The 26682-nt window shown below is 61.3% G+C and carries 23 protein-coding genes; 16 read left to right on the top strand and 7 right to left on the bottom strand.

Annotated elements, in window-relative coordinates; all coding sequences use genetic code 11:
- Window position 1 precedes the first annotated feature (1 nt).
- From ACTRWK_RS04270 to ACTRWK_RS04235, 8 genes are all read left to right on the top strand, one after another.
- On the top strand, window positions 2–1225 hold the full coding sequence (locus ACTRWK_RS04270; RefSeq protein WP_037942818.1) for a urate hydroxylase PuuD: 1224 nt from the start codon (window positions 2–4) through the stop codon (window positions 1223–1225).
- Between the two features lie 73 nt (window positions 1226–1298).
- A complete protein-coding gene (mutL, locus tag ACTRWK_RS04265; RefSeq protein ID WP_037942822.1) occupies window positions 1299–3197 on the top strand; it encodes a DNA mismatch repair endonuclease MutL in 1899 nt (632 codons plus the stop codon).
- Entirely contained in the window at window positions 3194–4435 is a 1242-nt protein-coding gene (locus tag ACTRWK_RS04260; protein WP_037942824.1) for a DNA recombination protein RmuC, read from the top strand. Before mutL ends, ACTRWK_RS04260 begins: the two co-directional genes overlap by 4 nt.
- 143 nt (window positions 4436–4578) lie before the next feature.
- A complete protein-coding gene (locus ACTRWK_RS04255) occupies window positions 4579–5898 on the top strand; it encodes an NAD(P)/FAD-dependent oxidoreductase (RefSeq protein ID WP_168592262.1) in 1320 nt (439 codons plus the stop codon).
- Window positions 5895–6656: a DUF1365 domain-containing protein gene (locus tag ACTRWK_RS04250; protein WP_064217044.1), complete on the top strand. Its 762-nt coding sequence runs from the start codon at window positions 5895–5897 to the stop codon at window positions 6654–6656. The genes ACTRWK_RS04255 and ACTRWK_RS04250 overlap by 4 nt, the downstream gene beginning before the upstream one ends.
- Complete coding sequence (locus ACTRWK_RS04245) at window positions 6653–7894, top strand: MFS transporter (protein WP_289082038.1); 1242 nt, start codon at window positions 6653–6655, stop codon at window positions 7892–7894. The genes ACTRWK_RS04250 and ACTRWK_RS04245 overlap by 4 nt, the downstream gene beginning before the upstream one ends.
- The gene (locus tag ACTRWK_RS04240; RefSeq protein ID WP_037942831.1) at window positions 7891–8454 is read left to right on the top strand and encodes a DUF3833 family protein; all 564 of its coding nucleotides are present in this window, start codon (window positions 7891–7893) and stop codon (window positions 8452–8454) included. The genes ACTRWK_RS04245 and ACTRWK_RS04240 overlap by 4 nt, the downstream gene beginning before the upstream one ends.
- On the top strand, window positions 8451–9182 hold the full coding sequence (locus ACTRWK_RS04235) for an SDR family NAD(P)-dependent oxidoreductase (RefSeq protein WP_289082039.1): 732 nt from the start codon (window positions 8451–8453) through the stop codon (window positions 9180–9182). The genes ACTRWK_RS04240 and ACTRWK_RS04235 overlap by 4 nt, the downstream gene beginning before the upstream one ends.
- A 36-nt stretch (window positions 9183–9218) precedes the next feature.
- On the opposite strand, the gene ACTRWK_RS04230 is transcribed toward ACTRWK_RS04235, so the two are convergent.
- From ACTRWK_RS04230 to ACTRWK_RS04220, 3 genes are read right to left on the bottom strand one after another with little or no spacing between them, the layout of a single operon-like run.
- A complete protein-coding gene (locus tag ACTRWK_RS04230) occupies window positions 9219–10274 on the bottom strand; it encodes a saccharopine dehydrogenase (RefSeq protein WP_289082040.1) in 1056 nt (351 codons plus the stop codon).
- Window positions 10271–10891 carry a glutathione S-transferase family protein gene (locus tag ACTRWK_RS04225; RefSeq protein ID WP_132997891.1) on the bottom strand — a complete coding sequence of 207 codons (621 nt, stop codon included), beginning with the start codon at window positions 10889–10891 and terminating at the stop codon, window positions 10271–10273. Before ACTRWK_RS04225 ends, ACTRWK_RS04230 begins: the two co-directional genes overlap by 4 nt.
- 11 nt (window positions 10892–10902) lie before the next feature.
- Window positions 10903–11556 carry a histidine phosphatase family protein gene (locus ACTRWK_RS04220; RefSeq protein WP_289082041.1) on the bottom strand — a complete coding sequence of 218 codons (654 nt, stop codon included), beginning with the start codon at window positions 11554–11556 and terminating at the stop codon, window positions 10903–10905.
- 210 nt (window positions 11557–11766) lie between these two features.
- On the opposite strand from ACTRWK_RS04220, the gene fdhF reads away from it, so the two are divergent.
- Together fdhF and ACTRWK_RS04210 are read left to right on the top strand one after the other, a co-directional pair.
- Entirely contained in the window at window positions 11767–14535 is a 2769-nt protein-coding gene (gene fdhF, locus ACTRWK_RS04215; RefSeq protein ID WP_289082042.1) for a formate dehydrogenase subunit alpha, read from the top strand.
- 2 nt (window positions 14536–14537) lie between these two features.
- Window positions 14538–15743: a Zn-dependent hydrolase gene (locus tag ACTRWK_RS04210; RefSeq protein ID WP_462843805.1), complete on the top strand. Its 1206-nt coding sequence runs from the start codon at window positions 14538–14540 to the stop codon at window positions 15741–15743.
- Here ACTRWK_RS04210 and ACTRWK_RS04205 read toward each other — a convergent pair.
- From ACTRWK_RS04205 to ACTRWK_RS04190, 4 genes are all read right to left on the bottom strand, one after another.
- Window positions 15732–15959, bottom strand: coding sequence for a WGR domain-containing protein (locus tag ACTRWK_RS04205; protein WP_005850193.1), 228 nt, complete (start codon window positions 15957–15959; stop codon window positions 15732–15734). The two genes, ACTRWK_RS04210 and ACTRWK_RS04205, sit on opposite strands and share 12 nt — an antisense overlap.
- A gap of 106 nt (window positions 15960–16065) precedes the next feature.
- Window positions 16066–16536 (bottom strand): GNAT family N-acetyltransferase, encoded by a 471-nt coding sequence (locus ACTRWK_RS04200; RefSeq protein WP_037942838.1) that lies wholly within the window; start codon window positions 16534–16536, stop codon window positions 16066–16068.
- Complete coding sequence (locus ACTRWK_RS04195) at window positions 16527–17228, bottom strand: response regulator transcription factor (protein ID WP_005850190.1); 702 nt, start codon at window positions 17226–17228, stop codon at window positions 16527–16529. The genes ACTRWK_RS04200 and ACTRWK_RS04195 overlap by 10 nt, the downstream gene beginning before the upstream one ends.
- Window positions 17225–19135: a PAS-domain containing protein gene (locus ACTRWK_RS04190; RefSeq protein WP_037942839.1), complete on the bottom strand. Its 1911-nt coding sequence runs from the start codon at window positions 19133–19135 to the stop codon at window positions 17225–17227. The genes ACTRWK_RS04195 and ACTRWK_RS04190 overlap by 4 nt, the downstream gene beginning before the upstream one ends.
- A gap of 205 nt (window positions 19136–19340) precedes the next feature.
- On the opposite strand from ACTRWK_RS04190, the gene ACTRWK_RS04185 reads away from it, so the two are divergent.
- The 6 genes from ACTRWK_RS04185 (at window position 19341) to ACTRWK_RS04160 (ending at window position 26674) form a co-directional block, all read left to right on the top strand.
- Window positions 19341–21311, top strand: coding sequence for an AMP-binding protein (locus ACTRWK_RS04185; protein WP_289082043.1), 1971 nt, complete (start codon window positions 19341–19343; stop codon window positions 21309–21311).
- An 85-nt stretch (window positions 21312–21396) separates the two neighbouring features.
- A complete protein-coding gene (locus tag ACTRWK_RS04180) occupies window positions 21397–22206 on the top strand; it encodes an ABC transporter ATP-binding protein (RefSeq protein ID WP_174226616.1) in 810 nt (269 codons plus the stop codon).
- A 35-nt stretch (window positions 22207–22241) separates the two neighbouring features.
- Window positions 22242–23231 carry a branched-chain amino acid ABC transporter permease gene (locus tag ACTRWK_RS04175; RefSeq protein ID WP_005850184.1) on the top strand — a complete coding sequence of 330 codons (990 nt, stop codon included), beginning with the start codon at window positions 22242–22244 and terminating at the stop codon, window positions 23229–23231.
- Between the two features lie 75 nt (window positions 23232–23306).
- Window positions 23307–24383, top strand: a complete 1077-nt coding sequence (locus ACTRWK_RS04170; RefSeq protein ID WP_289082044.1) for a branched-chain amino acid ABC transporter permease — start codon at window positions 23307–23309, stop codon at window positions 24381–24383.
- 97 nt (window positions 24384–24480) lie between these two features.
- Window positions 24481–25761 (top strand): ABC transporter substrate-binding protein, encoded by a 1281-nt coding sequence (locus tag ACTRWK_RS04165; RefSeq protein WP_289082045.1) that lies wholly within the window; start codon window positions 24481–24483, stop codon window positions 25759–25761.
- A 76-nt stretch (window positions 25762–25837) separates the two neighbouring features.
- On the top strand, window positions 25838–26674 hold the full coding sequence (locus ACTRWK_RS04160; RefSeq protein WP_037942846.1) for an ABC transporter ATP-binding protein: 837 nt from the start codon (window positions 25838–25840) through the stop codon (window positions 26672–26674).
- Window positions 26675–26682 lie beyond the last annotated feature (8 nt).

Here is a 26682-nt window from a genome sequence, read left to right as displayed (position 1 = left end):
CATGTACGATATGGCCGCCATTGGCGCTTGGATCGAGTTTGCCGTTCGCTGGGTGCATGTCATCACGGCCATCGCGTGGATCGGGTCGTCGTTCTACTTTATCGCGCTGGATCTGGGCCTGCACCGCGACCGCAACCTCAAAACCGGCGCGGACGGGGAAGAATGGCAGGTCCACGGCGGCGGGTTCTATCACGTGCAGAAATATCTGGTGGCCCCCGCGCAGATGCCCGACGATCTGATCTGGTTCAAATGGGAAAGCTATTCGACGTGGCTTTCCGGCTTTGCCTTACTGATCCTGGTCTACTACCTCGGGTCGGAATTCTATCTTGTCGATCCCACTGTCGCAGAACTGGCGAACTGGCAGGCCGTGGGGATTTCCCTTCTGTCGCTCGGCTTTGGTTGGCTGGTTTACGACCAGATCTGCAAAAGCAAATTCGGCGATAACAACACACGGCTGATGATCGGCCTCTATGTGATCCTTGTGGGGATGGCCTATTTCTATACCTCGGTCTTCTCGGGGCGTGCAGCGTTGCTGCATCTGGGCGCGTTCACCGCGACGATCATGTCGGCGAATGTGTTCTTCATCATCATGCCGAACCAGCGGATCGTGGTGGCCGACCTCAAGGCGGGGCGGGTGCCGGATGCGAAATACGGCAAGATCGCCAAACAGCGCAGCACACATAATAACTATCTGACCTTGCCGGTCATCTTCCTGATGCTCAGCAACCACTACCCGCTGGCCTTCGCGTCGGAAATGAACTGGCTGATTGCGGCACTGGTGTTTCTGATGGGGGTCACGATCCGCCATTACTTCAACAGCCTGCACGCGCGTCAGGGCAATCCGACGTGGACATGGGCGGTCACCGCGCTGTTGTTCGTCACGATCATGTGGCTGTCGACCGCGCCGATGTTCCGCAGCGTCGAGCCGGAAGAGGCGACCGGCCCCGCACTGCGCTTTGCCCAGGCCGAAGGGTTTGACCGGGTGCAAGATATCGTGCGCGGTCGGTGCAGCATGTGTCATGCGGCAGAACCCGCGTGGGACGGGCTGCTTTGGCCGCCGAAATCCATCCGGCTTGAGACAGAACATCAGATCGCCAGCGCGGCCAAACAGATCTATTTGCAAGCAGGCGTGACCGATGCGATGCCCCCTGCCAACTTAAGCCATATGCAGGCCAGCGAACGCGCCGAGATCGTCGCCTGGTTCAATGCAGCCACACAGGATTAACCTCGCCGACGAGCGTTAACCATCCGTATTCGCGGCTTTCAGAATCGCGCGCCTCTATGCTAGGTCTAGAAGCATGGCGCATCCAAACCCCAATATAAGCGAAAATCGCCCGGTGATCCGGCAGCTCGACGACTCGGCGATTAACCGTATCGCCGCCGGAGAGGTCGTTGAACGCCCTGCCTCAGCGGTCAAGGAACTGGTCGAGAACGCAATTGATGCGGGCGCGCGGCAAATCACGGTCGAATATGCCGATGGTGGCAAGACCCTGATCCGCGTCACCGACGACGGCTGCGGCATCGCCGCGGACGATCTGACGCTGGCGCTGTCCCGGCACGCGACCTCGAAGATCGACGGGACGGACCTGCTGAACATCCACACCTTCGGTTTTCGCGGTGAAGCGCTGCCCTCGCTTGGGGCTGTCGGGCGGCTGACCATTTGCAGCCGTGTTGCGGGACAGGACGGGGCAGAGATTTCGGTCAACGGCGGCGTGACCGGCCCTGTGCGCCCTGCTGCGCTGAATGGTGGCACCGTCGTCACCCTGCGCGATCTCTTCTTTGCTACGCCCGCACGGTTGAAGTTCCTGCGCACCGATCGCGCCGAGGCGCAGGCGATCTCTGACATCATCAAGCGGCTGGCGATGGCGGAACCCTTCGTGCGTTTCACCCTGCGCGATGTGTCCGGCGACGGACCGGGCCGCGAGGTGTTTCGCGCCGAGGCCGAACAGGGCGATATGTTCGCCGCGCTGCACGGGCGTTTGGCACAGGTGTTGGGGCGCGAATTTGCTGAAAACGCGCTGGCCATCGATGCCGAACGCGAAGGGCTGCACCTGACGGGCTATGCGGCCCTGCCGACCTATTCGCGCGGCTCTGCCGTGACGCAATACCTGTTTGTGAACGGGCGTCCCGTCCGTGACAAGCTGCTGGTGGGGGCGTTGCGCGGGGCCTATTTCGACCTGCTGAGCCGTGACCGCCATCCCGCCGCCGCATTGTTCGTCGATTGCGATCCCAAGCTTGTGGATGTCAACGTCCACCCGGCCAAATCCGAAGTGCGCTTTCGCGATCCCGGACTGGCACGCGGGTTGATCGTATCGGCGCTGCGCCATGCACTGGCGGATGCGGGGCACCGTGCCTCGACCACCGTGGCGAATGCGACCTTGGGGGCGATGCGCCCCGAACAGCCCGGTGCGCGGGTGTATCAGATGGACCGCCCCTCGCTTGGTGCGCGCAGTGCTGCCTATCAGGCGCAAGCGCCCGAACCCGGCTTTGCCGAAACCGCCGGCATGTGGGGCCGTGTTGAAACGCCCCCCCAGTACGAGGCTGGCGGTGCTGACGTCCAGACCCACGACACTCGGACCCACGACGCACACACGCCCGCCGCCGAACCCGCGCCGGACTTCCCCCTTGGGACCGCGCGGGGACAGGTGCACGAGAATTACATCATCGCACAGACAGCGACGGGCATGGTCATCGTGGACCAGCACGCAGCGCATGAACGACTGGTCTATGAAAAGCTGAAACGCCAGATGGCCGAAAACGGTGTCGCGGCGCAGGCCTTGCTGATCCCCGAGATCGTGGATCTGTCAGCGTCGGACTGCGCGCGGCTGCTCGAGGTCGCGGAAGACCTCGCGCGGTTTGGACTGGGGATCGAGCCCTTTGGCGGCAGTGCCATTGCCGTGCGCGAAACGCCCGCGATCCTTGGCACAGTGGACGCCAAGGCGATGGTGCTGGATATCCTTGATGAGCTCGCGGATCAGAACGAAAGCAACACGTTACAGGCCCGGATCGAAGCGATCCTCAGCCGTGTGGCCTGTCACGGTTCCATCCGCTCGGGCCGCTGGATGCGGGGCGAGGAAATGAACGCGCTGCTGCGCGAGATGGAGGCGACGCCCCATTCCGGCCAGTGCAACCACGGCCGCCCCACCTATGTCGAGCTGAAGTTGAGCGATATCGAACGTCTGTTCGGGCGCACATGATCCAGCTTGGCGGTGAAACCTACGCGCTGACAGGCCCTGCCATGCTGCTGCTGATTGGCGGCGGGGGCGTGGTCTTGCTGGTGCTGATCCTGTTGGTGATGGCGGTGCGTGCGGCGGGGCGGTCGGCGCGGGTGGCGGCACCGCTGGCGCGACAGATGCAGATACTGGGCGGCCATGTACAACAGCTTGGCATGGGGCAGGAACAACTGCGCGGTGGTTTGCAAACCGTGTCGGATACCCAAGCCAATGCGCAGGCTCAGATGGTGCAAAGCATCGAGGCCCGCATGGCCCATGTGCAGCAGCAAATGCAGGACCGGCTGGCCGAGAACGCGGCCCGCTCTGCCCGGTCCTTGGCAGAGATGCAGGAACGCATGAGCGCGACACTTCACGGTTCCAGCAAGCAGACAACGACCAGCCTGACCCAGCTACAGGAACGGCTGGCCGCGATTGACAAGGCGCAGGACAATATCACCAAACTGTCGGGCGACGTGTTGTCGCTGCAGGATATCCTGAGCAACAAACAGACCCGTGGCGCATTCGGTGAAATCCAGCTTCACGATATCGTCTCTAAGGCGCTGCCAAGTGACAGCTATACGATGCAGGCGACGCTTTCCAACGGCAGGCGCGCGGATTGCCTGATCCACCTGCCGAATCCGCCCGGCCCGATCGTGATCGACAGTAAATTCCCGCTTGAAGCCTATGAAGCCCTGCGCCGTGCCAAGACGGAATACGAGGTCAAGGATGCTGCCCGCGCCATGCGGGTTGCGGTCAAGGCGCATATTCAGGCGATCACCACGAAATACATCATCGAGGGCGAGACCGCGGATGGCGCGCTGATGTTCCTGCCCTCGGAAGCCGTCTATGCCGAGCTGCATGCGAACTTCCCTGAACTCGTCCGCGAAGGTTTTGATGCGCGGGTCTGGATCGTATCGCCGACCACCTGCATGGCAACGCTGAATACGATGCGCGCGATCCTCAAGGATGCGCGGATGCGGGAACAGGCAGGGGCCATCCGCAAAACGCTCAAGATGCTGCACCGCGATGTCGAGATCGTGGTCGAACGTGTGGGCAAGCTGAACACCCATTTCGGGCAGGCCCGCGCCGATCTTGAAGGCTTGGGCACGGCTGCTGAACGCGCGGGTAAACGTGCGGCCAAACTGGATAATTTCGATTTCGAAGAACTGTCAGAGCAGGATAATCGCGTTGTGCCGCTTTCGCGCCCTGACAAACGGCCCTGACGGGCTATCTAAGCGAGGAGCCACGACAAGGGTGTCACAAAAAGTCGTAGTTAGTGTCTGATTAACTGCAACTCATGTACCGTCCAGCCCGTGTATCACCGAAAGTGCCGATACAAACCTGACAGACTGGAAATTCTCGCCTTATGCCATTTGAAGCCATCGACCCGCCACAGAACCACTCTTTGGCAGGCCACCGAAAGATTGCCGTCATCGGCGCGGGTATTTCCGGCATGGGGGCGGCGCATATGCTGGGCGACGACCATCAGGTGACCTTGTTCGAAAGCTGCCCCCGTCTGGGTGGCCACGCGCGCACGAAGATGGCGGGCAAGAAAGGCGACCAGCCTGTAGATACGGGCTTTATCGTGTTCAACTACGCCAATTATCCCAACCTCGCCGCGCTGTTCAAAGAGCTCGACGTGCCGGTGGTCAAATCCAACATGAGCTTCGGGGCCTCCATCGACGGGGGGCGGTTGGAATACGGGCTGATGACGCTGGATTCGATCTTCGCGCAGCGGCGCAATGCGCTGAACCCGAAATTCCTGCGTATGTTGACCGATATCGTGCGGTTCAACAGCACGGCGACCAAGCTGGCGCAAGACCGTACGCTGACCATTGCCGGGTTCTTGGACAAGCTGGGCGCAGGCGAATATTTTCGCAAATACTACCTGACGCCGCTGTCGGGCGCGATCTGGTCGACGCCGGTGGACAAGATCATGGATTTCCCCGCCTATTCTATGATCGACTTCTTCGAGAACCACGCCTTGCTAAGCCACACAGGCCAGCACCAGTGGTATACGGTTAAGGGCGGGTCACAGGAATATGTGAACCGTCTGGGGGCATCGCTGACAGCCAAGGGCGTCGACATTCGCCTTGGCACGCCAGTGCAATCCGTCCGCCGCACGCCCTTGGGCGCAGAGGTGAAAACCCATGGCGCGGAATGGGAAGCCTTTGACGAGGTCGTCTTTGCCAGCCATTCCGATGATACGCTTGCCCTTTTGGCCGACCCAAGCGCGGCAGAGCGTGCGGCCTTGGGTGCGGTGAAATACCAGCCCAACGACGTGGTGCTACATGCCGATGCCTCTGTTATGCCCAAGCTGCGCAAGACCTGGGCCTCGTGGATCTATGCCGAGGATAAGGGGCAGAAGTCCGACCGGATCGACCTGACCTACTGGATGAACTCGCTGCAACCGATCCCGATGGACGACCCGCATTTTGTGACGCTTAATACCAAGCGCCCGATCCGCGAAGAGCTGATCTATGACCAGGTCACCCTGCGCCATCCGGTCTACGATCTGGGCGCGCTGGCCGCACAAGAACAGGTGCGCGCCTTCAACGGCACGCAGAATACTTGGTTCTGCGGCGCTTGGATGAAGCATGGCTTCCACGAGGACGGGCTGTCTAGCGCGGTTGACGTTGTGCAGGGGCTGCGGGCCAAGGCAAAGGTCGCACTGGCCGCAGAATGAGCGCCGGCGTCGATCATATCCGTGGTGTGACCTATCATGGGCGCAAGGGGGCGGTCGAAAACAGCTTTCGCTATTCGGTCGATTACGTGGTTCTGGATGCAGAGGCATCGCTGCAAACACCAGCGTTGTTCGGGCGCAACCGCGGGGCCGTGACGTCGCTGTGGGACGAAGACCACGGCGGCACCAAAGGCGCGGGTCGCGGGGCCGCGTGGGTGCGCGATGTTCTGGCACAGCACGAAGTCACGGGCGTCGCGCGGATAGAGCTGATGGCGCAACCGCGCGTGCTGGGGCATGTGTTCAACCCGGTCAGCTTTTGGCTGTGCCACCGCGCGGACGAGGCGCTGATCGCCGTGATATCAGAGGTATCGAATACCTTCGGTGACCGGCACAGCTATCTATGCCACCACGATGACCTGCGCCCGATCACGGCCACTGATCATCTGCACGCGACCAAGATTTTCCACGTATCGCCATTTCAGCCGGTCGAAGGGGGATACAGTTTTCGCTTTGATATCCGCGCCGACCGTATTGGTGTCTGGATCGATTATACCCAGTCCGAAGGGGGCTTGATCGCCACCCTGACGGGCCGTCGTGGCCCTCTCACGAACCGGGCAATCCTGTGGTCGCTGCTGCGGCGTCCCTTCGGGGCGCGGCGGGTGTTGGCCTTGATCCACTGGCAAGCACTAAAGCTGTGGTGGAAGGGCGGCGGCTATCGCCCGCGTCCTGAACCGCCAGTGAAAGACGTGTCGGGCACGTGACCCGTTCGGCACATCAACTGCCTGCCTATGCGCTGTTTGCGTCGCTTCTGGCGGCGGCGGGGCTGCCGATTTATATTCACGCACCCAAGTTCTTTGTTGATGAATACGGGGTGTCTCTTGGGGCTTTGGGCACGGTGCTTTTTGCGCTGCGCCTGTTGGATGTGGTGCAGGACCCGTTGCTGGGGCGGCTATCGCAAGCCTTGCGCCACAGGCGTAGCACGGCGGTCGCCGTCGGTGTCGCCCTGATGGCTGTATCGATGTTTGCCCTGTTTGCAGTGCCGCCCTTGCTGCCGCCGCTGATGTGGTTCGCGCTGACACTGACGGGGGTGTTTTCGGCGTTCAGCTTTCTGACGATCTGCTTTTACGCGCAAGGGGTCGCCAAAGCCGCGCAGTTGCCCGGGCGCGGGCATCTGGTGCTGGCGCGCTGGCGCGAGACGGGAGCGTTGCTGGGTGTCTGCGCGGCCTCGGTCCTGCCTGTGATGCTGGGGCTGGTGATGGGGGCCCCGTTTACAGGGTTTGCCATCGGTTTTGCCGCGCTTGGTCTGGGCAGCGTTTTTGCCATGCGGGGCGAATGGCGCGGCGCGGATATCGCGGGTCCGACGGGGATCGCCGTGGTGTTGCGCGATCCGATTGCCCGTCGGTTGCTGCTGATCGCGCTGTTCAATGCGGCCCCTGTCGCGGTCACATCTACGTTATTTCTGTTCTACGTCGAAAGCGTGCTGCGCGCACCGGGGTGGGCGGGGGCGCTGCTGTTGCTCTTCTTTCTTTCGGCTGCCGTGGCCGCGCCGCTATGGGGCAAGCTGGCAGAGCGTTTCAGCCCCAAACCCGTCCTGCTATCCGCAATGGGCTTGGCGATCCTTGTGTTTGCAGGGACTTTGCTGCTGGGGGCGGGGGATGTGGCGTGGTTCGTGCTGGTCTGCATCGCCTCTGGCGCGGTGCTGGGGGCCGACCTGACACTGCTGCCCGCGATGTTCTCCGCGCGGATGGCGGTGGTCGCCCCGCAGGCCGCCGAGGGGTTCGGGCTGTGGTCGCTGGTGTCGAAATTCGCCCTTGCCTTCGCGGCGATAACGCTACTTCCCACCCTGCAGGCGTCCGGCTTTGACAGCGGTACGACGGGCAATGGACCGGTGGCAATCTCGACGCTCATATGGCTCTATGCTGGCGTGCCTTGCGGGCTCAAGCTGTTGGCCATCGGTTTTCTGGCCGCCACGCCGATGCAAAAGGATGATGAAGAATGATGGACATGTTGCAGTTTGCTCTGGGGGCCGCAGTGGTGGCCGCAATCTGGCTGGCGCGGCGGCGGATCACCGATTTCCCTGCGCAAAAGCCGTCGGATTATGCGGATGACTACACTGTCTTTGACATGAGGAAACATCTGGACGGGGCGATGGTCTGCGAAGGCGTGATCTTTGGCCCCGCGGGGCGGGTCACCAGCAGTTTCGTGGCAGATTTCAACGTGACATGGGACGGCGACACCGCACGTATCGAAGAACATTTCGTCTATGACGACAACACGACCCAAGACCGCACATGGACGATCACATTGGGCGAGACGGGGCATTTCACCGCCACCGCCCCGGACGTCAAAGGCACGGCCAAGGGCCGCAACGTCGGTGCGACGGTGCAGTCGAAATACACCATCAGGCTGCCCGATGACGTGGGCGGGCACCTGCTGAATACCGTGGACTGGATGTATCTGACCGGCGATGGCACGATCATCAACCGGAGTCAGTTCCGAAAATTTGGGGTGAAGGTGGCCGAATTGGTCGCCACCATCCGCAGAAAGGACGCAGCATGACCGAATGGACAGGAAAACGCTATTGGCTGATCGGGGCGAGCGCCGGACTGGGCGAAGCGCTGGCACATAAGCTGGGCCGACTGGGGGCCGAGGTCATCGTCTCTGCCCGGTCTGAAGGCAAGCTGGAGGCGCTGGTCGATGAACTGCCCGTTTCCGCCAGCTACCAGACCATCGACGTGCAGGATATCGACAGCATCCGCGCCGCGGTCAAAGCCGTCGGGCCGGTGGATGGCGTCGTCTATCTGGCGGGGGCCTATTGGCCCTTTGGGGCGCAGGCATGGGAGCCGGAGCATGCGACCACAATGATCGATGTGAACCTCACCGGGCTGGTGCGCGTGATGGGCGAAGTGGTGCCCGATATGGTCAAGCGCGACGCGGGCCACATCGTGATCACCTCTAGCCTCACGGCCTATCGCGGGCTGCCAAAGTCTATCGGCTATACGGCGTCCAAAGCGGGCACCTTGTCCTTGGCGGAATGTATGCACGCCGACCTGCGCAAGACCGGCGTGAAAGTTCAGGTGATCAACCCCGGTTTCATCCGCACGCAGCTGACCGACAAGAACGACTTCAAGATGCCTTTTTTGATGGAGCCCGAGGCCGCTGCGCAGCAAGTGGTCGAGCATATGAGCGGCAGCAGCTTTAAGAAAAGCTTCCCCTTCGGGTTCTCGCTTTTCTTCCGGCTGGCGCAGTTCCTGCCCGACGGCATCTACTACCGTCTATTCGGGTGAGCTGACCGGGCGCGTGATCCGCCCGATCTGATCGCGTCACACGGCGGCGCTGTGTTCTTGGAACAGCGCATGGGCCCGCGCCCAGACGGGCGAGGCATCTTCCGCCAGTGCCGAGAGCGTCGGCAGCAGCTGCGCGGCGTAGTCTTCAGAGCTTTCCAGCGGCAGCATCGAGGGCAGGTTGTCAATCGCGGTGACATCCAAAGGTGGGGTGTCATGCACGCGTAACGCGGGCTCTTCCCATGTGGTCGCGCGGTCATAGACCGGCACGGGGTTGAAGTCGCTGTCGGGATCGCAAGCGATATCGCCGATCACCCGCAGCGCGCGATCCCTGTCCAGCGCGCTTTTGGGCACGAAAACCGGTGTCTGCGGTCCCGCCAGAATGCAGTTGAAAAACAGCACATGCTGCAAAATCTCGGGGAAGGGGCCGCCGTGGGCAGTCTCCTTCATATCCCATCCGGTGACCTTGATCCCCAGACGGCCGCAAAGATCGGCGGCACCGCTGCCCACCCGACCAAGTGCGCCGATGACCAGCGCGTCGGGCGTGGCGAGCCCGTCGATCTCTGCCGCGAGGTCGCGGGTCAGCGCATCGGCGTTGGGGTAGGGGGTGATGGGGGCGACAGCGTGCCCGCGGGTTTGGGCAGCCCAGCATTTGACGGCCACCGCCGCCCCCGCGAACCCCGCCCAATAGCCAAAGGCGGCGACGCGCCGGCCGGTCTCGTCGGTCAGATACTCAAGGTCCAGCAAGGTGCCGCCGCCCGCCTTGAAACGTTGCAACAGGATACGCCCCGCCGATTGGCCCTTGTAGGCGTGACCGAACATGATGTGCCGGTGCACCAGCGGTGTGCCGTCGTCTGGCAGTTCCTTCAGGCCAAAGATGATCGCATCGGCAGGTGCGTCGGGCCAGCTGTTCTGTGGCGCGATGGTGCAGCCCGTGGCCGCATAGGCATCGGTCGCGATCACGCGGCTGTCCGAGGCTTCGACGGTGACGCGAAACCCCTGCGCCATCAACGCGGTAACCCCTTCGGGCGTGATGCCGACGCGGGTTTCATTGTCGCGCTGTTCGGCGCGAACCCATAGATGTGGCGCGGTCATAGCATCCCCTTGTCTTTCACCGCTGCCACGCTGGCGCGGGCAGTCATCTGCTGCATGAATGTCGTGATCTTGGGGTAGGCCGCCGTATCCACGCCGTCGCCCTCAAGCCAGTTGCACACGACGAACAGATAGGGATCGGCTAGGCTGAAATCGTCGCCCAACACATAGGGCCCGTGCAGGATATCACTTTCGACAAAATCGGCACAGGCGGCCATGGTTTCGGGCACCTGAGCCGTCATATCCTCGAAGCTGGATTGTTGTTTGGCCCACCGCGATCCGCGCATCTTGTGGGCATGGGCGACATGCATGGTCGAGGCGAGGTAGTACATCGCGCTGCGCATCTGTGCGGCGGCGGTCGGGTCCGTGGGGACCAGCCCGGCTTTGGGCGCAATGGCAGCGACATAGTCCAGCAGCGCACCGGTTTCGGTCAGGATCGTATCATCCTCAAGCCGCAGCGCAGGCACGCGTCCCTTGGGGTTGATCGCCAGATATTCGGGTTTCGTCTGCTCTGCCGTGGCGAAATCGACGCGCACCGGCTGATAGGGCAGGGCGGCTTCTTCGATGGCAATCGCCACCGCGACAGAGATGGTTCCGGGCGTAAAATATAGCGTAAGCATCGTTTTGCCTTTCAGATATGGGTCTGCGCGACACGGCGTGCGGGGGTGTCCAGATGGGGCACCGCGTTGAAGAGCACCGGCGACCAGTGGCCGCCAATGGGGAACAGCCGGTGCATCGATGTGTGCATGATCGCCAGCGCGATGCGCGACATGGCCGGAATGCCCAGCCCCATCGCCTGCGCCATCACCATCGAGATCAGCCCCCCAGAGGTCACGACCAGCGCCGGCCCCTCCCCGTCCGATATCTCTGATAGCACGGATTTGATGCGCCCTTCGAAATTGGCGTAGCTCTCGGGCGGGTTTTCGAGCCTGTCGCTTTTCCACGTCTCGAACACCAGCGGCAGGTGGTTGGTGAACCCGCCCTGTTCCGTGGGGAAAGGGATGCCGTGCTGCTGCTCCATCATGGTGGCGAGGGTGAAATACTCAAGCTCGTTCAGCCGCGCGTCGCGTATCGGTTCAAGCCCGGTGTTCATCCCCTCTGCCGTCTCGATATGGCGGCGTAGCGTGCCGGTATACAGCCGCGTGTGGTGGGTTTCGGACTGGCGCAGGTGGTCGCCCAGCCACGCAGCCTGTTCGTGACCAAGCGGGCTTAACTTGTCATAGCTGATTTCGTCCTTGGCCTGGGAATTTGCCTGACCGTGACGGATGAGGGTAATATGGGACATAGCGCGCCTTTTTCTGTTGCGCCATTGATAGGCAAGCCATGCGCGGGTGGAAAGCCTGCCCGCCCCTCGCATGTCGATTTTTTGCAGGCGGCCCCCCGCGTCGCGTATCGGAAACGCCGGTGGCGCAAAAACGGGGCAGGGTGTCGGGAATATGACTGCCGTCACATGCGTGCCCTGCCTATACTGCGGGGCGGTACAGGAGGGTTCCCCATGGCGGATAAGGTAAAATTCACGCTCGACGGCGAAGAGGTCGAGGCCGACACCGGGCTGACCATCTGGGAAATCGCCAATGGGCGCGGTCTGAAAATCCCGCATCTGTGTTTCACACCGGAGCCGGGGTATCGCCCCGATGGCAACTGCCGTGCCTGTATGGTCGAGATCGAAGGCGAACGCGTGCTGGCCGCCTCCTGCCTGCGCGAACCGAGCGACGGTATGGTCGTCACCACCAACAACGCGCGCGCCGAAAATGCCCGCAAGATGGTGATGGAACTGCTGGTCACTGATCAGCCCGCCCCCGAAGTCGCCCACGATAAATCCAGCCACCTGTGGGACATGGCCGCAATGGAAGGTATCTCGGAAAGCCGCTTCCCCAAGCTGGAAGAGGGGCGCATCCCGTTGCTCGACGACAGCCATGTGGCGATGCGTGTGAACCTTGATGCCTGTATCCAGTGCAACCTGTGTGTGCGCGCCTGCCGCGAGGTGCAGGTCAATGATGTGATCGGGATGGCCGGTCGCGGGCACGACAGCTATCCGGTGTTCGACATGGCCGACCCGATGGGCGCGTCCTCTTGTGTGGCCTGCGGTGAATGTGTGCAGGCCTGCCCGACGGGGGCGCTGATGCCCGCTACGGTGGTCGATGACGCGCAGGTGGGCGACAGCGCCGACTTTGACAGCGAAGTCGACAGTATTTGCCCGTTCTGCGGTGTGGGCTGTCAGGTGTCGCTGAAGGTGAAAGACGGCAAGATCAAATATGTCGAGGGCATCAACGGTCCCGCGAACGAAGGGCGGCTGTGCGTCAAGGGGCGCTTTGGTTTTGACTATATCCACCATCCCCATCGTCTGACTAAACCGCTGATCCGTCGCAAGGACGCCCCGCCCAAAGGGCTGAACGTGGACCCGGGCAACTGGCAAACCCAGTTCCGCGAAGCCACCTGGGACGAGGCGCTGGATTTCGCTGCGGGCGGCATGAAAAAGATCGGCGGCGCGGGTGTGGCGGGCTTTGGATCAGCGAAATGCACGAACGAGGAAGCCTACCTGTTTCAAAAGATCATCCGGCAGGGTTTTGGTCACAACAACGTCGATCACTGCACGCGGCTGTGTCATGCCTCGTCAGTGGCCGCGCTGATGGAGAATGTCGGATCCGGTGCGGTCACCGCGACCTTCAACCAGATCGAAAACGCCGATGTTGCGATTGTGATCGGTGCCAACCCGACCGAGAACCACCCCGTCGCGGCGACCTTCTTCAAGCAGTTCGCCAAGCGCGGCGGCAAGCTGATCGTGATGGACCCGCGCGGTCAGGCGCTGAAGCGGCACGCGTCGCATATGCTGCAATTCCGCCCCGGCACCGATGTATCGATGCTGAACGCGATCATGCATGTGATTGTCGAGGAAAAGCTTTACGACCAACAGTATATCGAAGCCTATACCGAAAACTGGGAGATCGAGAAAGCCCACCTGAAAACCTTCACCCCTGAAAAGATGTCCAAGATCTGCGGCATCGACGCGGAGGTGCTGCGCGATGTGGCGCGGACCTTTGCGGGGGCGAATGCGGCGATGATTTTCTGGGGGATGGGCATTTCGCAGCACATCCACGGCACCGATAATTCGCGCTGCCTGATTTCGCTTGCGCTGATGACGGGTCAGATCGGGCGACCCGGCGCGGGGCTGCATCCGTTGCGGGGGCAGAACAATGTGCAGGGCGCGTCTGACGCGGGGCTGATCCCGATGTTCCTGCCTGATTACCAGCCGGTGTCCGATGATGGCGTCCGCTCTGCCTTTACCGAAGTGTGGCAAAGCAGCGATTTCAGCAACAAGAAGGGCCTCACCGTGACCGAGATTATGGACGCGGTGCATGACGGGGATATTCGCAGCCTCTATGTGCTGGGTGAAAACCCGGCGATGTCTGACCCCGATGTCGAACACGCCCGCGCTGCGCTGGCCAAGCTCGATCATCTGGTGGTGCAGGATATCTTCCTGACCGAGACCGCGAATTTTGCCGATGTGATCCTGCCCGCCAGCGCCTTTGCGGAAAAATCCGGCACGGTGACCAATACCAACCGACAGGTGCAGATGGGCCGCCCCGCGGTGCCGCCACCCGGCGATGCGAAAGAGGATTGGTGGATCGAGGTCGAGCTTGCCAAACGCTTGGGGCTGGGCTGGACCTATACCGACCCGAGCGAGGTTTTCGCCGAGATGAAGCTGAATATGTCGTCGCTCAATAACATCACTTGGGACAGGTTAGAGAGTGAAGGGGCGGTGACCTACCCATCCACCAGCCCCACCGATCCGGGGCAGGCGATTGTCTTTGCCGATGGCTTCCCGCGACAGGACGGACGCGCACGGTTTACCCCTGCCAGCATCATCGCGCCTGACGACGCGCCGGATGACGACTATCCGATGATCCTGACCACGGGCCGGCAGCTTGAACATTGGCACACGGGGTCGATGACGCGGCGGTCCTATGTGCTTGATGGGCTAGAGCCCGAGGCGAACTGTTCGCTCCACCCGTCTACCTTACGCAAGCTGGGGGTAGAGCCGGGTGCCTATATCCGGCTCACGACCAAGCGCGGGTCGATCGAACTGATGGCGCGCGAAGACCGCGCCGTGTCGCCCGATATGGTGTTTCTGCCCTTTGCCTATGTTGAAGCGGCGGCAAATATCCTGACAAATCCAGCGGTTGACCCTTATGGCAAAATCCCCGAGTTTAAATTCTCGGCCGTGAAAGTAGAGGCCGCAACAGCCCCCCAACCCGCGGAGTAACCATGCAGATCAACCCCGACCGCTTTCTCGCCGACCTTCACAAATTGCGTTCGTTCGGCGCAGCGGGGGTGGGCAAAGGGGTGGTCCGCCCGGCCTATAGCGACGCCGATGTCGCCGCGCGGGACTGGCTGGCCGATCAGATGCGTGATGCCGGACTGCGGGTTGAAATGGACCAGATGGGCAATCTTTTCGGCTTGGCAGATGGGCCGTCGCTATTGATGGGGTCGCATTCCGATAGCCAGCCCGAAGGCGGATGGCTGGACGGCGCGCTTGGCGTGATTGCCGCGCTTGAAGTCGCCCGCGCCGCAGCCGAGGCCGGCGGCCCCGCGATCTCTGTCGTGTCGTTTCAGGATGAAGAGGGGCGGTTTGGCGTCACCACGGGCAGCGCCGTTTGGGGCGGGCATCTGGATCAGGCCGCCGCCGATGCGCTGACCGATCATGCGGGTGTGACCCTTGGTGACGCGCGTCAGGCCGTGGCGCATCTGGTCACGGGGGAGGTGTCGCCCGATCCGTTCACCGGCTTTGTCGAGTTGCATATCGAACAGGGGCCGGCGCTGGATACCAGCGGCGAACAGATTGCCGTGGTCACCGATATCGTCGGCATCCGCGACATGAAGATCACCTTTGACGGGCAGCAGAACCACGCGGGCACCACACCGATGCATCTGCGCCGCGATGCGTTTCAGGCGGTCTCTGCCTTCAATGCCGCGTTGAATGACCGGCTGCGCAATGTCGTCACACCGCAAACCGTCTGGACCATCGGCCATGTTGCGCTGCACCCAAATGCATCCTCTATCGTGCCGGGGCGTGCGGTATTTTCGATGCAGTGGCGCGACGCGGATGCGGACCGTCTGGGCCGGATGGAACAGATCATCCGCGACACCGCCACCGAGATCGCGGCGCAGCAGGGGCTGACGGTCAGCTTTGGCACAATGCTGGGGCTGGAACCCGTCGCGATGGACCCGGTCCTGCGCACCGCGCTGGAAGCCGGCGCGGAAGAAGTCGCGCCGGGCAACTGGCGCAAGATGCCGTCAGGGGCGCTGCATGACGCGACCAATGTGTCGCGCAAGATGCCGGTGGCGATGCTGTTTGTGCCGTCGATCGGGGGGCTGTCCCATACTTTCGAGGAAGACACGGACGAGGCCGATCTGGCGGCCGGTGTTCAGGTGCTTGCCCGCGCTGTGACGCGGCTGGGGTCAGTGACGTAGATAGCCGCGACGCTCGGCCCGTGTGCGATAGCGGTCTGCCATTTTTGACGCCTCGCGCAGGTTACCGAAACACTGGATTACCGCTTTGGGCTGGCCACCTGCGACGCCCCATTCGCGCAGGACAGAGACTTCGCTGAACAGGTTCATCGCGATTTCGACGCGATAGAACAGCCGTCTCTGGGCGGGGTTGGTCCTGTACAGCAAGCATTCGATCATGGGTAGAATCTAGCGGGCCAAGGGGCAGGCGCGCAATAAAAAACGGCAGCACCCGAGGCAGAAAAGACAGCGGCGCCATCTGTGGCGACAGGTGGCACCGCGTAGCTCAGGCGACGGTTTTGCGCAGGGTGATGCTGGTGGGGCGGTCAAACCCCGCGTGCGCTGTGCGGGCATATTCGTGAAAGCCGAGCGCGCGAAAGGTGGCGTGATTGTCCAACAGCTCCACCCGCGTTTGCAGTTCCAGCTGGCCAAGGTGCAGGGCACGGGCACGGCTCTCGGCGTGGGTGATCAGATGGCGTGCCAGCCCCAGTCGCTGATGGCTGGGGGCGACGCAGAGCTTGCCCAGATAAAGAACCGCCGGTTTCACGCTCAGCACCACACACGCCACGGGCGGCGCGCCGATCGCCCAGATTTCATCTCTATCCGCCGTGCCTTGCAGCGATGGCAATGTGGTTTGGCCAAGCGAGCTTGGCGGGTCAATGCGCCCCTCCATATAGGCAAAGCAGTCGCGCATCAGATGCAGCACGTCGTCCAGATGGGGGCTGCCACCGCTGATGCGACGGGGGGTCAGCTCCATGTGACGTCGCCCAGAAAGATGTAGCCCGCGCCATAGATCGTCTTGATCAACTGCGGGTTTTTGGGGTCTTCGCGCAGTTTGGTCCGCAGCCGCGAAATCCGCACGTCCATCGCCCTGTCAAAGCTTTCAGAGGCGACGCCGCCAAGGCTCGACTGCATCTGCGCGCGGCTGAGCAGACGTTTGGGCGCGTCCAGAAACAGGCGCAGCACCTCCCCCTCCGCGTGGGAGAAGGGGGTTTCGACGCCGCTTTCATCCTCAAGCGCGTAGCGGTCGAAATGCGCCTTCCACCCGCTGAACGCGGCGACGGTGCCGGCTTGCGGCGTGGGTTTGGCGCTGCGCAGACGGGCACGGATACGGGCGACGACCTCTGCCGGATCAAAGGGCTTGATGATGTAGTCATCCGCGCCAAGTTCCAGTCCCGTGACGCGGTCCTGCACCTGTGCGCGGCCCGAGATGATGATCACGATGGCCCCTTGTTCCAGCGCCAGTCGATGCACCAGCGTCAGCCCGTCTGAATCCGGCAGGGACAGGTCCACCAGACAGACATCGGGGGTGTGGGTCGCCAAGGCGGCCTCGAACGCGCGGGCGCGGCTGAACGACAGCGTGTCAAAGCCCGCTTCCTCTAAAGCGTCGGCGAGAAGCGTGCGGATTTCTGGTTCATCGTCCAGAATGGTGACGAGGGGGCGGGTCATTGGGCGGCACTCTCTTTCGGGGCAATCAGCGCGGTCAGATCCGCAATCTCGAAGGGTTTGCGCAGCACAGGGGCAAGGGTTTGCGCCTCAAGAAACTGGGCATCATCGGGCGGTAGCGAGGTCATCAATACCAGCGGCGGCGCATCGGCGGGTAGGCGTTTGGCAAGGTCCAGCCCCGTCGCCTCGCCCATAAGCTGGATGTCGGACAGGATCAGCGCGATGTCGGGTAGATCGGCCAGCAGGGCGGTGGCCTCATCCGCGCTGGCAGCTTCGATCACGGAATGGCCCAGCCCCATCAACATGTCTCGCACCAGCGCGCGCAGGTCATCCGCGTCTTCGACCAGCAGAACCAGTCCGGTGGTGGCAGCTACGGCGGGGCGGTAGGGCAGCCGCATGGTCACCTGCGCGCCATGGGCCGTATTGCCAAGGCGCAGATCGCCCCCCGCCGATTTCACCATGTCATAGACCATCGGCAGCCCCAGCCCCGATCCTTCGGCCCCTTTGGTGGTAAAAAACGGATCAAACCCGTGTTCTAGCGCCGAGGGCGAAAAACCGGGGCCGGTATCGCGCAAGACCCATTCGATCCATGTGTCATGGACCTGTCGCACTTCGAGCGAGATCGCCCCCGCGGCCCCGCAGGCATCGCGGGCGTTCAGGATCAGGTTCAACAGCCCGTCCTGCACCAGACCGCTGTCCAGCAGTACGGGGGTGTCACCCATCTGGTTGTCGATGCTTAGCGTCATGCCCTTGGGCAGGGTGGGGCGCGCGATCAGGGTCAGATCTTCAAGCAGCCGCGGGATATGGGTCGCAGTCGGACGCAGCGTGCGCGCGCCTGTCATATCGGCGATAGAGCTGAGCAACGTGCCGCCCCGGCGCGCCGCGGCAAGGGTGCCTTCGATGAGGGGGGCGGCCTCTGCCGGTTGGCCGTCCAGCCGCCCCAGCCGGGACTGCAGGCCAAGAATGATCGTCAGCAGGTTGGAAAAATCATGCGCCAGCCCCGAGATCACCTGCGCCGCGATCTCGCGTCGTCGGGTTTGCTGCAGGGCGACACGGTTCTGGGTTTCCTCGGTCACATCCATCGACAGGATATAGACCCCGCCGTTTGTATCGGGGGTAAAGGCGCCGCGGATGCGCCGGGCGCTCATCTCGTCCGTGAATTCGATCACCGACGGCTTTCCGGCAAAGGCCTGGGTGAGCGAAGGGGCGATAGAGTCGTAGGCCTGCTGACCCAGAACCTCTGCGATATGGCGGCCGATCAGATCCGCGCGCCGCCCCGGCATGACAGAGGCCAACCGCCGGTTTGAATAGGTGTAACAGGCGTTTGCATCCACATGGGCAATATGGGCCGGCATCATTTCTGTGGTCAGCCGCGTGCGGGCTTCGGACAGGGTGAGCTGGCGTTTTGCCTCTTCCAGCGCGGTGTTCATCGCGGCAAGTTCGCGGTTGGTGGCTGACAGTTCTTCGGCGTGGGCCAGCACCTGCCCCGACAGGGCATCAGACCGGGCGCGCAGCAGTGCCTCTTGCTGTTTGGTGCGGGTGATGTCGGTGTAGACGGTGACCCAGCCGCCTTGGGGCAGGGGGGAGCCTTCGACCGAGATGGTGCGGCCATTGGCGCGGGTACGTTCCATGTAATGGGGTTCAAATGCGCGGGCCTGTTCCACCCTTTCGGCCACAAAATGCGCCACGTCGTCCACGTCACCGTATTCACCCAACTGTGCCAGCAGGGTGATCGTTTCCTGAAAGCTCGCACCGGGGGTGACCAGCGCTTTGGGGAGGTCGAACATCTGCTGGAACGGTGCATTACACAGCACCAGCCGCAAATCCGCGTCATAGATCGTCAGCGCTTGCGCGATCAGGTTCAGCCCCGCAGCGGTCATGAGTTTTGTCTGGTGATCGTCGATCTGCATGCAGCCTCCCCCAGCGGCAGACTGCACCATCCCCACAGCGCCGCCAAGCGCAACCTTGGGAAATCACGCCTGTTACAATTCGTTAGAATTGAGAAATCATTAGGTAAAAGTTGACGCAGAGCATCAGGTCAACATCATGGTGTGACATCAGAATCGCACCAGCGATCGACCTGCCGAAAAAGAGCAGGGTTTGGGAGGAAGACATTTGGCTCACACGCTCGTGAGCGCCGACGGACCGCAATCGGTTCCGGCGCTGCTGCATCGTAATGCAAAGCAATTTGCGAACGCGCCTGCGTATCGCGAAAAAGAATATGGCATCTGGCAAAGCTGGACGTGGGCACAGACCCGCGACGAGGTCGAGGCGCTTGCGCTTGGCCTGCTGGAGCTTGGCGCGAATGAGGGTGATTTTATCGCCATCATCGGCCGCAACCGTCCCTATCTGTATTGGGCCATGATGGCCGCAGAGATGGTCGGTGCCGTGCCTGTGCCGCTGTATCAGGACGCCAACGCAGAAGAGATGGCCTATGTGCTGGATCATTGTGGCGCGCGTTTTGTGATCGCCGGTGATCAGGAACAGGTCGACAAGGTGCTGGACGTTCAGGATCAGCTGACCCAGTTCGAGCGTATGATCTATCTTGATCCACGCGGATTGCGCAAATACGACCACGCCGCGCTGGACCAGTATAGCGCCGTCCAGGACATGGGCCGCAAGGCACGCGACACGCACATCAAAGAGCTTGAGGCACGTCAGGCCAAGCTGGACTACGACAGCACGGGCGTCATGCTTTACACCTCTGGCACCACCGGCAAGCCCAAAGGTGTGGTGCTGAGCAACCGCAACATTATCGAGACGGCCAAATCCTCTTCCGCTTTCGACAAGCTGCGCCAGACGGACGATATTCTGGCCTATCTGCCGATGGCCTGGGTGGGGGATTTCATCTTTTCCGTAGGGCAGGCTCTGTGGACAGGCTTCTGCACGAACTGCCCTGAAAGCGCGGACACGATGCATGTGGACCTGCGCGAGATCGGCCCGACCTATTATTTCGCCCCGCCGCGCGTGTTCGAAACCCAGCTGACATCGGTGATGATCCGGATGGAGGACGCGAGCCGTTTCAAAAAGTGGCTGTTCGACAAATTCATGGCCCATGCCCGCAAGGTGGGCCCCGCCATTCTGGACGGTAAATCCGTAGGCGCAATGGACCGTGCGAAATACGCCCTAGGCGAGCTGATGATCTATGGTCCCCTGAAAAACACGCTCGGCCTCAGCCGCGTGCGCGTCGGCTATACCGCGGGCGAGGCGATCGGGCCGGAGATTTTCGATTTCTACCGCTCGCTCGGGATCAACCTGAAACAGCTTTATGGCCAGACCGAAGCCACCGTCTTTATCACCGCGCAGCCCGATGGCGAAGTGCGTAGTGACACGGTCGGCGTGACCTGCCCCGGCGTGGAGCTGAAGATCGCCGAGAACGGCGAAGTTTTCTACCGCAGCCCCGGCGTGTTTGTGGAATATTACAAGAACCCCGAAAGCACCGCTGATACCAAGGATGCCGAAGGCTGGGTCGCGACAGGCGACGCGGGCTTTATCGAGGAAGGCACCGGGCATCTGCGCATTATCGACCGCGCCAAAGACGTTGGCAAAATGGCCAATGGCAGCCTGTTCGCGCCGAAATACGTGGAAAACAAGCTGAAGTTCTTCCCCAACATCCTTGAAGCGGTGGTATTCGGGAACGGACGCGACGAATGCACCGCCTTTATCAATATCGACCTGACCGCGGTCGGAAACTGGGCGGAGCGCAACAACATCGGCTATGCGTCCTATCAGGAACTGGCGCGGCATCCGCAGGTGATGGACACGATCCAGAGTCATGTGGAAGAGGTCAACGCCTCTATCGCAGAAGACGAAATGCTGTCGGGCTGTCAGGTGCATCGCTTTGTTGTGCTGCACAAGGAACTTGATGCCGACGACGGAGAGCTGACGCGCACGCGCAAAGTCCGTCGCAAGGTCATCGGCGAGAAGTTCGACGATATCATCACCGCGCTCTACGACGGGTCGCCCTCTGTCAGCACGGTTACTGAAGTGACCTATGAAGACGGGCGCAAGGGGTCGATCTCGGCCACGCTGGAGGTGCGCGATGCCAAGGTGTTCGCAGACACCCGCAAGATGGCCGCGCAATGAGCGTGACATCAGGCGGAGCATGCGGGCGCTGCGGTTGCGCAGTGGATTTTAAGACCATTTGGAAGGGGGCTGCGGCGTGAAAGATATGACCGACGGCTATGTCACAGCGGATGGGCGCCAGATTGGCCCCGTTGTGATGGAAATGAAAAACATCACCCTGCGGTTCGGTGGGGTGGAGGCGATCAAGGATATCTCTTTCGACATCCGTCAGGGCGAGATCCGCGCGATCATCGGCCCGAATGGCGCGGGCAAATCATCCATGCTGAACGTGATCAGCGGGTTCTATGTGCCGCAGGAAGGCGAGGTCTGGTACAAGGGCAGCCGCCGTCCGGCGATGAAACCCTTTGAGGTGGCGCAGCAGGGGATCGCACGCACGTTCCAGAACATCGCCCTGTTCGAAGGGATGTCGGTGCTGGACAACGTCATGACGGGGCGTTTAACCAATATGAAGACCGGCATGTTCTGGCAGTCGATCTGGAAGGGCAAAGCGGAGCGCGAAGAGACCGCGAACCGCGAAGTCGCCGAAAAGATCATCGATTTCCTTGAGATTCAGGCGATCCGCAAGACGCCGGTGTCGCGTCTGTCCTACGGCTTGAAGAAACGGGTCGAACTGGCCCGCGCGCTGGCCGCCGAGCCGTCGATCCTGCTGCTGGATGAACCGATGGCGGGGATGAACGTCGAGGAAAAAGAGGACATGAGCCGCTTTATTCTGGATGTGAACGATGAATTCGGCACGACGATTGCCCTGATCGAACACGATATGGGCGTTGTGATGGACCTGAGCGACCGTGTGGTCGTGATGGATTACGGCAAGAAGATCGGCGACGGCACCCCGAGCGAGGTGCGCAACAACCAAGACGTGATCGACGCATATCTGGGGGTTGCCCATGACTGATTTTGCCACTGGTTTTGCGATGGGGAGGGTCTGATATGCCTGAGCAACTGGCCTTTACAATCGAGGTGTTCCTGAACGGGCTGATGGCGGGTGTGCTTTATGCACTGGTCGCCCTGGGGTTTGTTCTGATCTACAAAGCCTCGGGTATTTTTAACTATGCCCAAGGGGTTATGGCGCTGTTTGCGGCCCTAACCCTGGCAGGGATCATCGATGGGCAGGTGCCGTTTAGCCACCTGATCAACGCGATCCTGGGCACGGATATTCACCATTTCGGCTGGCACGTGCCGGCGTTCCTCGCGATTTTGCTGACGATGGTGGTTATGATCGGGCTGGCCTATGCGGTGCAGCGGTTGGTCTTCCGCCATCTGGTCGGGCAAGAGCCGATCATCCTCTTCATGGCGACCATCGGTCTGGCCTATTTTCTGGAAGGGGTGGGCGATCTGATGTGGGGGTCCGACATCAAGTCTATGGATGTGGGGCTGCCGCAGGGGCTGAACACCTGGATCGACGACACCACCTTTAACGCCTTTGGCTACGGGTTCTTTATCGATAATCTGGATATCGTGGCCAGCATCATTGCCGCGTTGCTGGTGATCGGCTTGGTGATGTTCGCGCAATACACCAAACAGGGCCGCGCCATGCGGGCTGTCGCGGACGACCACCAAGCGGCTTTGTCTGTCGGCGTGTCACTGAACTTTATCTGGATCCTCGTATGGTCGCTGGCGGGCTTTGTCGCCCTTGTCGCGGGCATCATGTGGGGCACGAAATCGGGGGTCCAATTCTCGCTCTCGCTGATCGCGCTGAAGGCGTTGCCGGTGCTGATGCTGGGGGGGTTCACCTCTATCCCCGGTGCCATCGTGGGCGGCTTGATCATCGGTGTGGGGGAGAAGCTGTTCGAATTCCTGATCGGTGCGCCTTTCCTTGGCGGTGCGACAGAGAACTGGTTCGCCTACATGCTGGCGCTGATCTTTCTGGTGTTCCGTCCGCAGGGCTTGTTCGGGGAGAAGATCATTGAACGTGTGTAGTTTTGGCAACTCCCTGACCGGGGCTTTGCCCCGGAACCCAGGATTTAAAACCATTTGGAACGGGGGGAGCATCTGATGTTCTATCGTGAAGCCGGGGATTTCAGCGCCTCATACGAAGAAGACAGCCAGACGTTTCCGATCAAGTTCGACCGGTATCGCTATTATCTGGTGTTGTTCATCGCCATTGCCGTGATCCCGTTTGTGATCAATGACTATTGGGTGAACTCGCTGTTTCTGCCGTTCCTGATCTACGCCATCGCGGCGATCGGGCTGAACATTCTGGTGGGCTATTGCGGGCAGGTGAGCTTGGGGACCGGTGGCTTTATGGCCGTGGGGGCCTATGCCTGCTACAAATTCATGACCGCCTTTCCCGACGTGAGCATGCTGGTGCATGTGTTGCTGTCGGGGCTGGTGACCGCCGGTGTCGGTGTGTTGTTCGGCCTGCCATCGCTGCGGATCAAAGGGTTCTATCTGGCCGTGGCAACGCTGGCGGCGCAGTTCTTTCTGGTCTGGCTCTTCAACCGTGTGCCGTGGTTCTACAACTACTCTGCCTCGGGCCAGATCAGCGCGCCGGAGCGGACATTCTTCGGAATCGAGATCACCGGACCGAATACGCAGGCCTGGGCGACCTATCTGTTCTGCCTGATGTTCGTGATCTTCAGCGCCTATGTAGCACGCAACCTGACCCGTGGGTCGATGGGACGCAAATGGATGGCGATCCGTGATATGGACATCGCGGCCGAGATCATCGGGGTAAACCCGCTGCGGGCAAAACTGACGGCCTTTGCGGTCAGCTCTTTCTTCATCGGCATCTCGGGGGCGCTGTTCTTTGCGGTCTATCTGGGTGCGGTCGAAGTGGGCGAGGCCTTTGGCATCCAGAAATCGTTCCTTGTGCTCTTTATGATCATCATCGGCGGGCTGGGTTCGATCTTTGGCAGCTTTGCCGGGGCCGCGTTCCTTGTGCTCTTGCCGGTTGCGTTGAAAATCGTGGGCGTGGACTGGTTCGGCTGGCCGACGGATATCGTGGCGCATCTGCAGCTTGTGATCGTGGGCGGGTTGATCATCATCTTCCTGATCGCGGAACCGCATGGGTTGGCCCAGTTGTGGCGCGTCGCCAAGGAAAAACTGAGATTGTGGCCCTTCCCGCACTAGGGAAGGACGCATGGCCGGGGGGAGGAGACCCAAGGCCGAAGAAGAGACGACCGGTACAACCCGGCAAGATCGGATACATCCAAGGGAGGAAACACCGATGAAACTGAAGATGACTACGTTGGCGCTTGGCGCTACTCTGGCTGCGGGCCCCGCAATGGCAGAGCTTGTATTCCCGTCGCTCAGCTATCGCACGGGCCCTTATGCGGCAAACGGGATTCCCTTTGCCGACGGCTATGCGGATTACTTCACGCTGCTGAACGAACGTGATGGCGGTATCGGTGGCGAACCGATCCGGATGATCGAATGTGAAACCGGCTATAACACCGAAAAGGGTGTGGAATGCTATGAAAGCACCAAGGGCGAAGGCGCGCTGGTCTATCAACCGCTGTCCACCGGCATCACCTATCAGCTGATCCCCAAAGCGACGGCAGATGGCATCCCTGTCCACTCTATGGGGTATGGCCGGACATCGGCCAAAGACGGGTCGGTGTTCAAGAATATCTTCAACTACCCCACCAACTACTGGGACGGCGCTTCGGTCGCGATCAAGCACCTGCTGGATCTGAACGGTGGCAGCCTTGAAGGTAAGAAGATCGCGCTGGTCTATCACAACTCTGCCTACGGCAAAGAGCCGATCCGCACCCTGGAAGAGCTGGGCAAAAAGCACGGGTTCGAACTGTCCTTGCTGCCTGTTGACCACCCCGGTCAGGAACAGAAATCCCAGTGGTTGCAGATCCGTCGTGAAAAGCCGGACAATGTGATCATGTACGGTTGGGGTGTGATGAACCAAGTCGCCGTGCAGGAAGCCGCGAACATCCGCTATCCGATGGATCAGTTCATCGGCATCTGGTGGTCCGGTTCCGAGAACGACGTGCGTCCAGCGGGTGACAAAGCCAATGGCTACAAGGCGCTGACGTTCCACAACGTGGGCGATGATTTCCCCGTGTTCGACGACATCCAGAAGTATGTTGTTGATACTGGCAAGGCCGCAGGTGCGGGCGACCAGATCGGGACCGCTTTGTATAACCGTGGTCTTTACGCCGCGATGCTGGCTGCCGAAGCTGCCAAAACGGCGCAGGGTATCCATGACACCAAGGCGCTGACACCAGCGCAGATGCGTGACGGCATGGAAGCACTGGAAATCACCGAAGCCAAGATGGCGGATCTGGGTCTGCCCAACTTTGGGCCAGAGTTCACGGTGTCTTGTGAAAACCACGGCGGTAACGGCTTTGGGGCTGTGGCGCAGTGGGATGCTGCTGCAGACAGCTGGAGCCTGATCACCGACTACATCCAGTCGGACCAAGACGTGCTGGCCCCGCTGGTGACCGAAGATGCGCAGGCCTTTGCCGCGGAATCCGGTATCGAACCCAGCTGCTAAGCGCAGCCCTTGAACAAGGGCGCGGCGGCATTGTTGCCGCGCCCGACCCCCACGCCACCTAGTGAAAGAGACACCCATGCTGGATGCCACCCCAACGCCCGACGCGCAGGTCGAGACCCTTCTTGAGGTCAATAATATCGAGGTGATCTATAACTCGGTCATTCTGGTGCTGAAGGGCGTGAGCCTGAAGGTGCCCAAGGGCGGTATCACGGCCCTGTTGGGCGGCAATGGCGCGGGCAAGACCACGACGCTCAAGGCGATTTCCAACCTGCTGCATTCCGAACGGGGCGAGGTCACCAAAGGGTCGATCAAATACCGCAATGATCCGGTGCACAAGCTCGACCCCGCAGAGATGGTGAAACGGGGTGTCGTGCAGGTGATGGAGGGGCGGCATTGCTTTGAACACCTGACCATCGAAGAGAACCTGCTGACCGGTGCCTATACCCGCAGCGACGGCAAGGCGGCGATCGCCCGTGATCTGGAAATGGTGTACGACTATTTCCCACGGCTGCGCGAACGGCGCAAATCGCAAGCGGGCTATACCTCGGGCGGGGAACAGCAGATGTGCGCCATTGGTCGTGCCCTGATGTCGCGCCCTGAAACGATCCTGCTGGACGAGCCATCAATGGGTCTTGCGCCGCAGTTGGTCGAACAGATTTTCGAGATCGTCAAATCGGTGAATGAAAACGAAGGCGTGACCTTCTTGCTGGCCGAACAGAACACCAATGTCGCCCTGCGCTTTGCGCATTACGGCTATATTCTGGAATCCGGTCGCGTCGTGATGGACGGCCCTGCCGCCGACCTGCGCGAGAACCAGGACGTTAAGGAATTCTACCTTGGCATGTCGGACGAGGGGCGCAAATCCTTCCGCGATGTCCGCAGCTATCGGCGCCGCAAACGCTGGCTCAGCTGATCCAGCGC

The organism is Sulfitobacter sp. G5_S2_6_S6, from assembly GCF_054968505.1.
The sequence above is the reverse complement of the archived record's forward strand: the minus strand, read 5'-3'. Positions and strand labels throughout refer to the sequence as shown.

Coding starts and splice junctions, on each gene's coding strand:
- ACTRWK_RS04270 (WP_037942818.1), top strand. CDS start 2: ATGTACGATATGGCCGCCATTGGCGCTTGGATCGAGTTTGCCGTTCGC.
- mutL (WP_037942822.1), top strand. CDS start 1,299: ATGGCGCATCCAAACCCCAATATAAGCGAAAATCGCCCGGTGATCCGG.
- ACTRWK_RS04260 (WP_037942824.1), top strand. CDS start 3,194: ATGATCCAGCTTGGCGGTGAAACCTACGCGCTGACAGGCCCTGCCATG.
- ACTRWK_RS04255 (WP_168592262.1), top strand. CDS start 4,579: ATGCCATTTGAAGCCATCGACCCGCCACAGAACCACTCTTTGGCAGGC.
- ACTRWK_RS04250 (WP_064217044.1), top strand. CDS start 5,895: ATGAGCGCCGGCGTCGATCATATCCGTGGTGTGACCTATCATGGGCGC.
- ACTRWK_RS04240 (WP_037942831.1), top strand. CDS start 7,891: ATGATGGACATGTTGCAGTTTGCTCTGGGGGCCGCAGTGGTGGCCGCA.
- ACTRWK_RS04235 (WP_289082039.1), top strand. CDS start 8,451: ATGACCGAATGGACAGGAAAACGCTATTGGCTGATCGGGGCGAGCGCC.
- ACTRWK_RS04230 (WP_289082040.1), bottom strand. CDS start 10,274: ATGACCGCGCCACATCTATGGGTTCGCGCCGAACAGCGCGACAATGAA.
- ACTRWK_RS04225 (WP_132997891.1), bottom strand. CDS start 10,891: ATGCTTACGCTATATTTTACGCCCGGAACCATCTCTGTCGCGGTGGCG.
- ACTRWK_RS04220 (WP_289082041.1), bottom strand. CDS start 11,556: ATGTCCCATATTACCCTCATCCGTCACGGTCAGGCAAATTCCCAGGCC.
- fdhF (WP_289082042.1), top strand. CDS start 11,767: ATGGCGGATAAGGTAAAATTCACGCTCGACGGCGAAGAGGTCGAGGCC.
- ACTRWK_RS04210 (WP_462843805.1), top strand. CDS start 14,538: ATGCAGATCAACCCCGACCGCTTTCTCGCCGACCTTCACAAATTGCGT.
- ACTRWK_RS04205 (WP_005850193.1), bottom strand. CDS start 15,959: ATGATCGAATGCTTGCTGTACAGGACCAACCCCGCCCAGAGACGGCTG.
- ACTRWK_RS04200 (WP_037942838.1), bottom strand. CDS start 16,536: ATGGAGCTGACCCCCCGTCGCATCAGCGGTGGCAGCCCCCATCTGGAC.
- ACTRWK_RS04195 (WP_005850190.1), bottom strand. CDS start 17,228: ATGACCCGCCCCCTCGTCACCATTCTGGACGATGAACCAGAAATCCGC.
- ACTRWK_RS04190 (WP_037942839.1), bottom strand. CDS start 19,135: ATGCAGATCGACGATCACCAGACAAAACTCATGACCGCTGCGGGGCTG.
- ACTRWK_RS04180 (WP_174226616.1), top strand. CDS start 21,397: ATGACCGACGGCTATGTCACAGCGGATGGGCGCCAGATTGGCCCCGTT.
- ACTRWK_RS04175 (WP_005850184.1), top strand. CDS start 22,242: ATGCCTGAGCAACTGGCCTTTACAATCGAGGTGTTCCTGAACGGGCTG.
- ACTRWK_RS04170 (WP_289082044.1), top strand. CDS start 23,307: ATGTTCTATCGTGAAGCCGGGGATTTCAGCGCCTCATACGAAGAAGAC.
- ACTRWK_RS04165 (WP_289082045.1), top strand. CDS start 24,481: ATGAAACTGAAGATGACTACGTTGGCGCTTGGCGCTACTCTGGCTGCG.
- ACTRWK_RS04160 (WP_037942846.1), top strand. CDS start 25,838: ATGCTGGATGCCACCCCAACGCCCGACGCGCAGGTCGAGACCCTTCTT.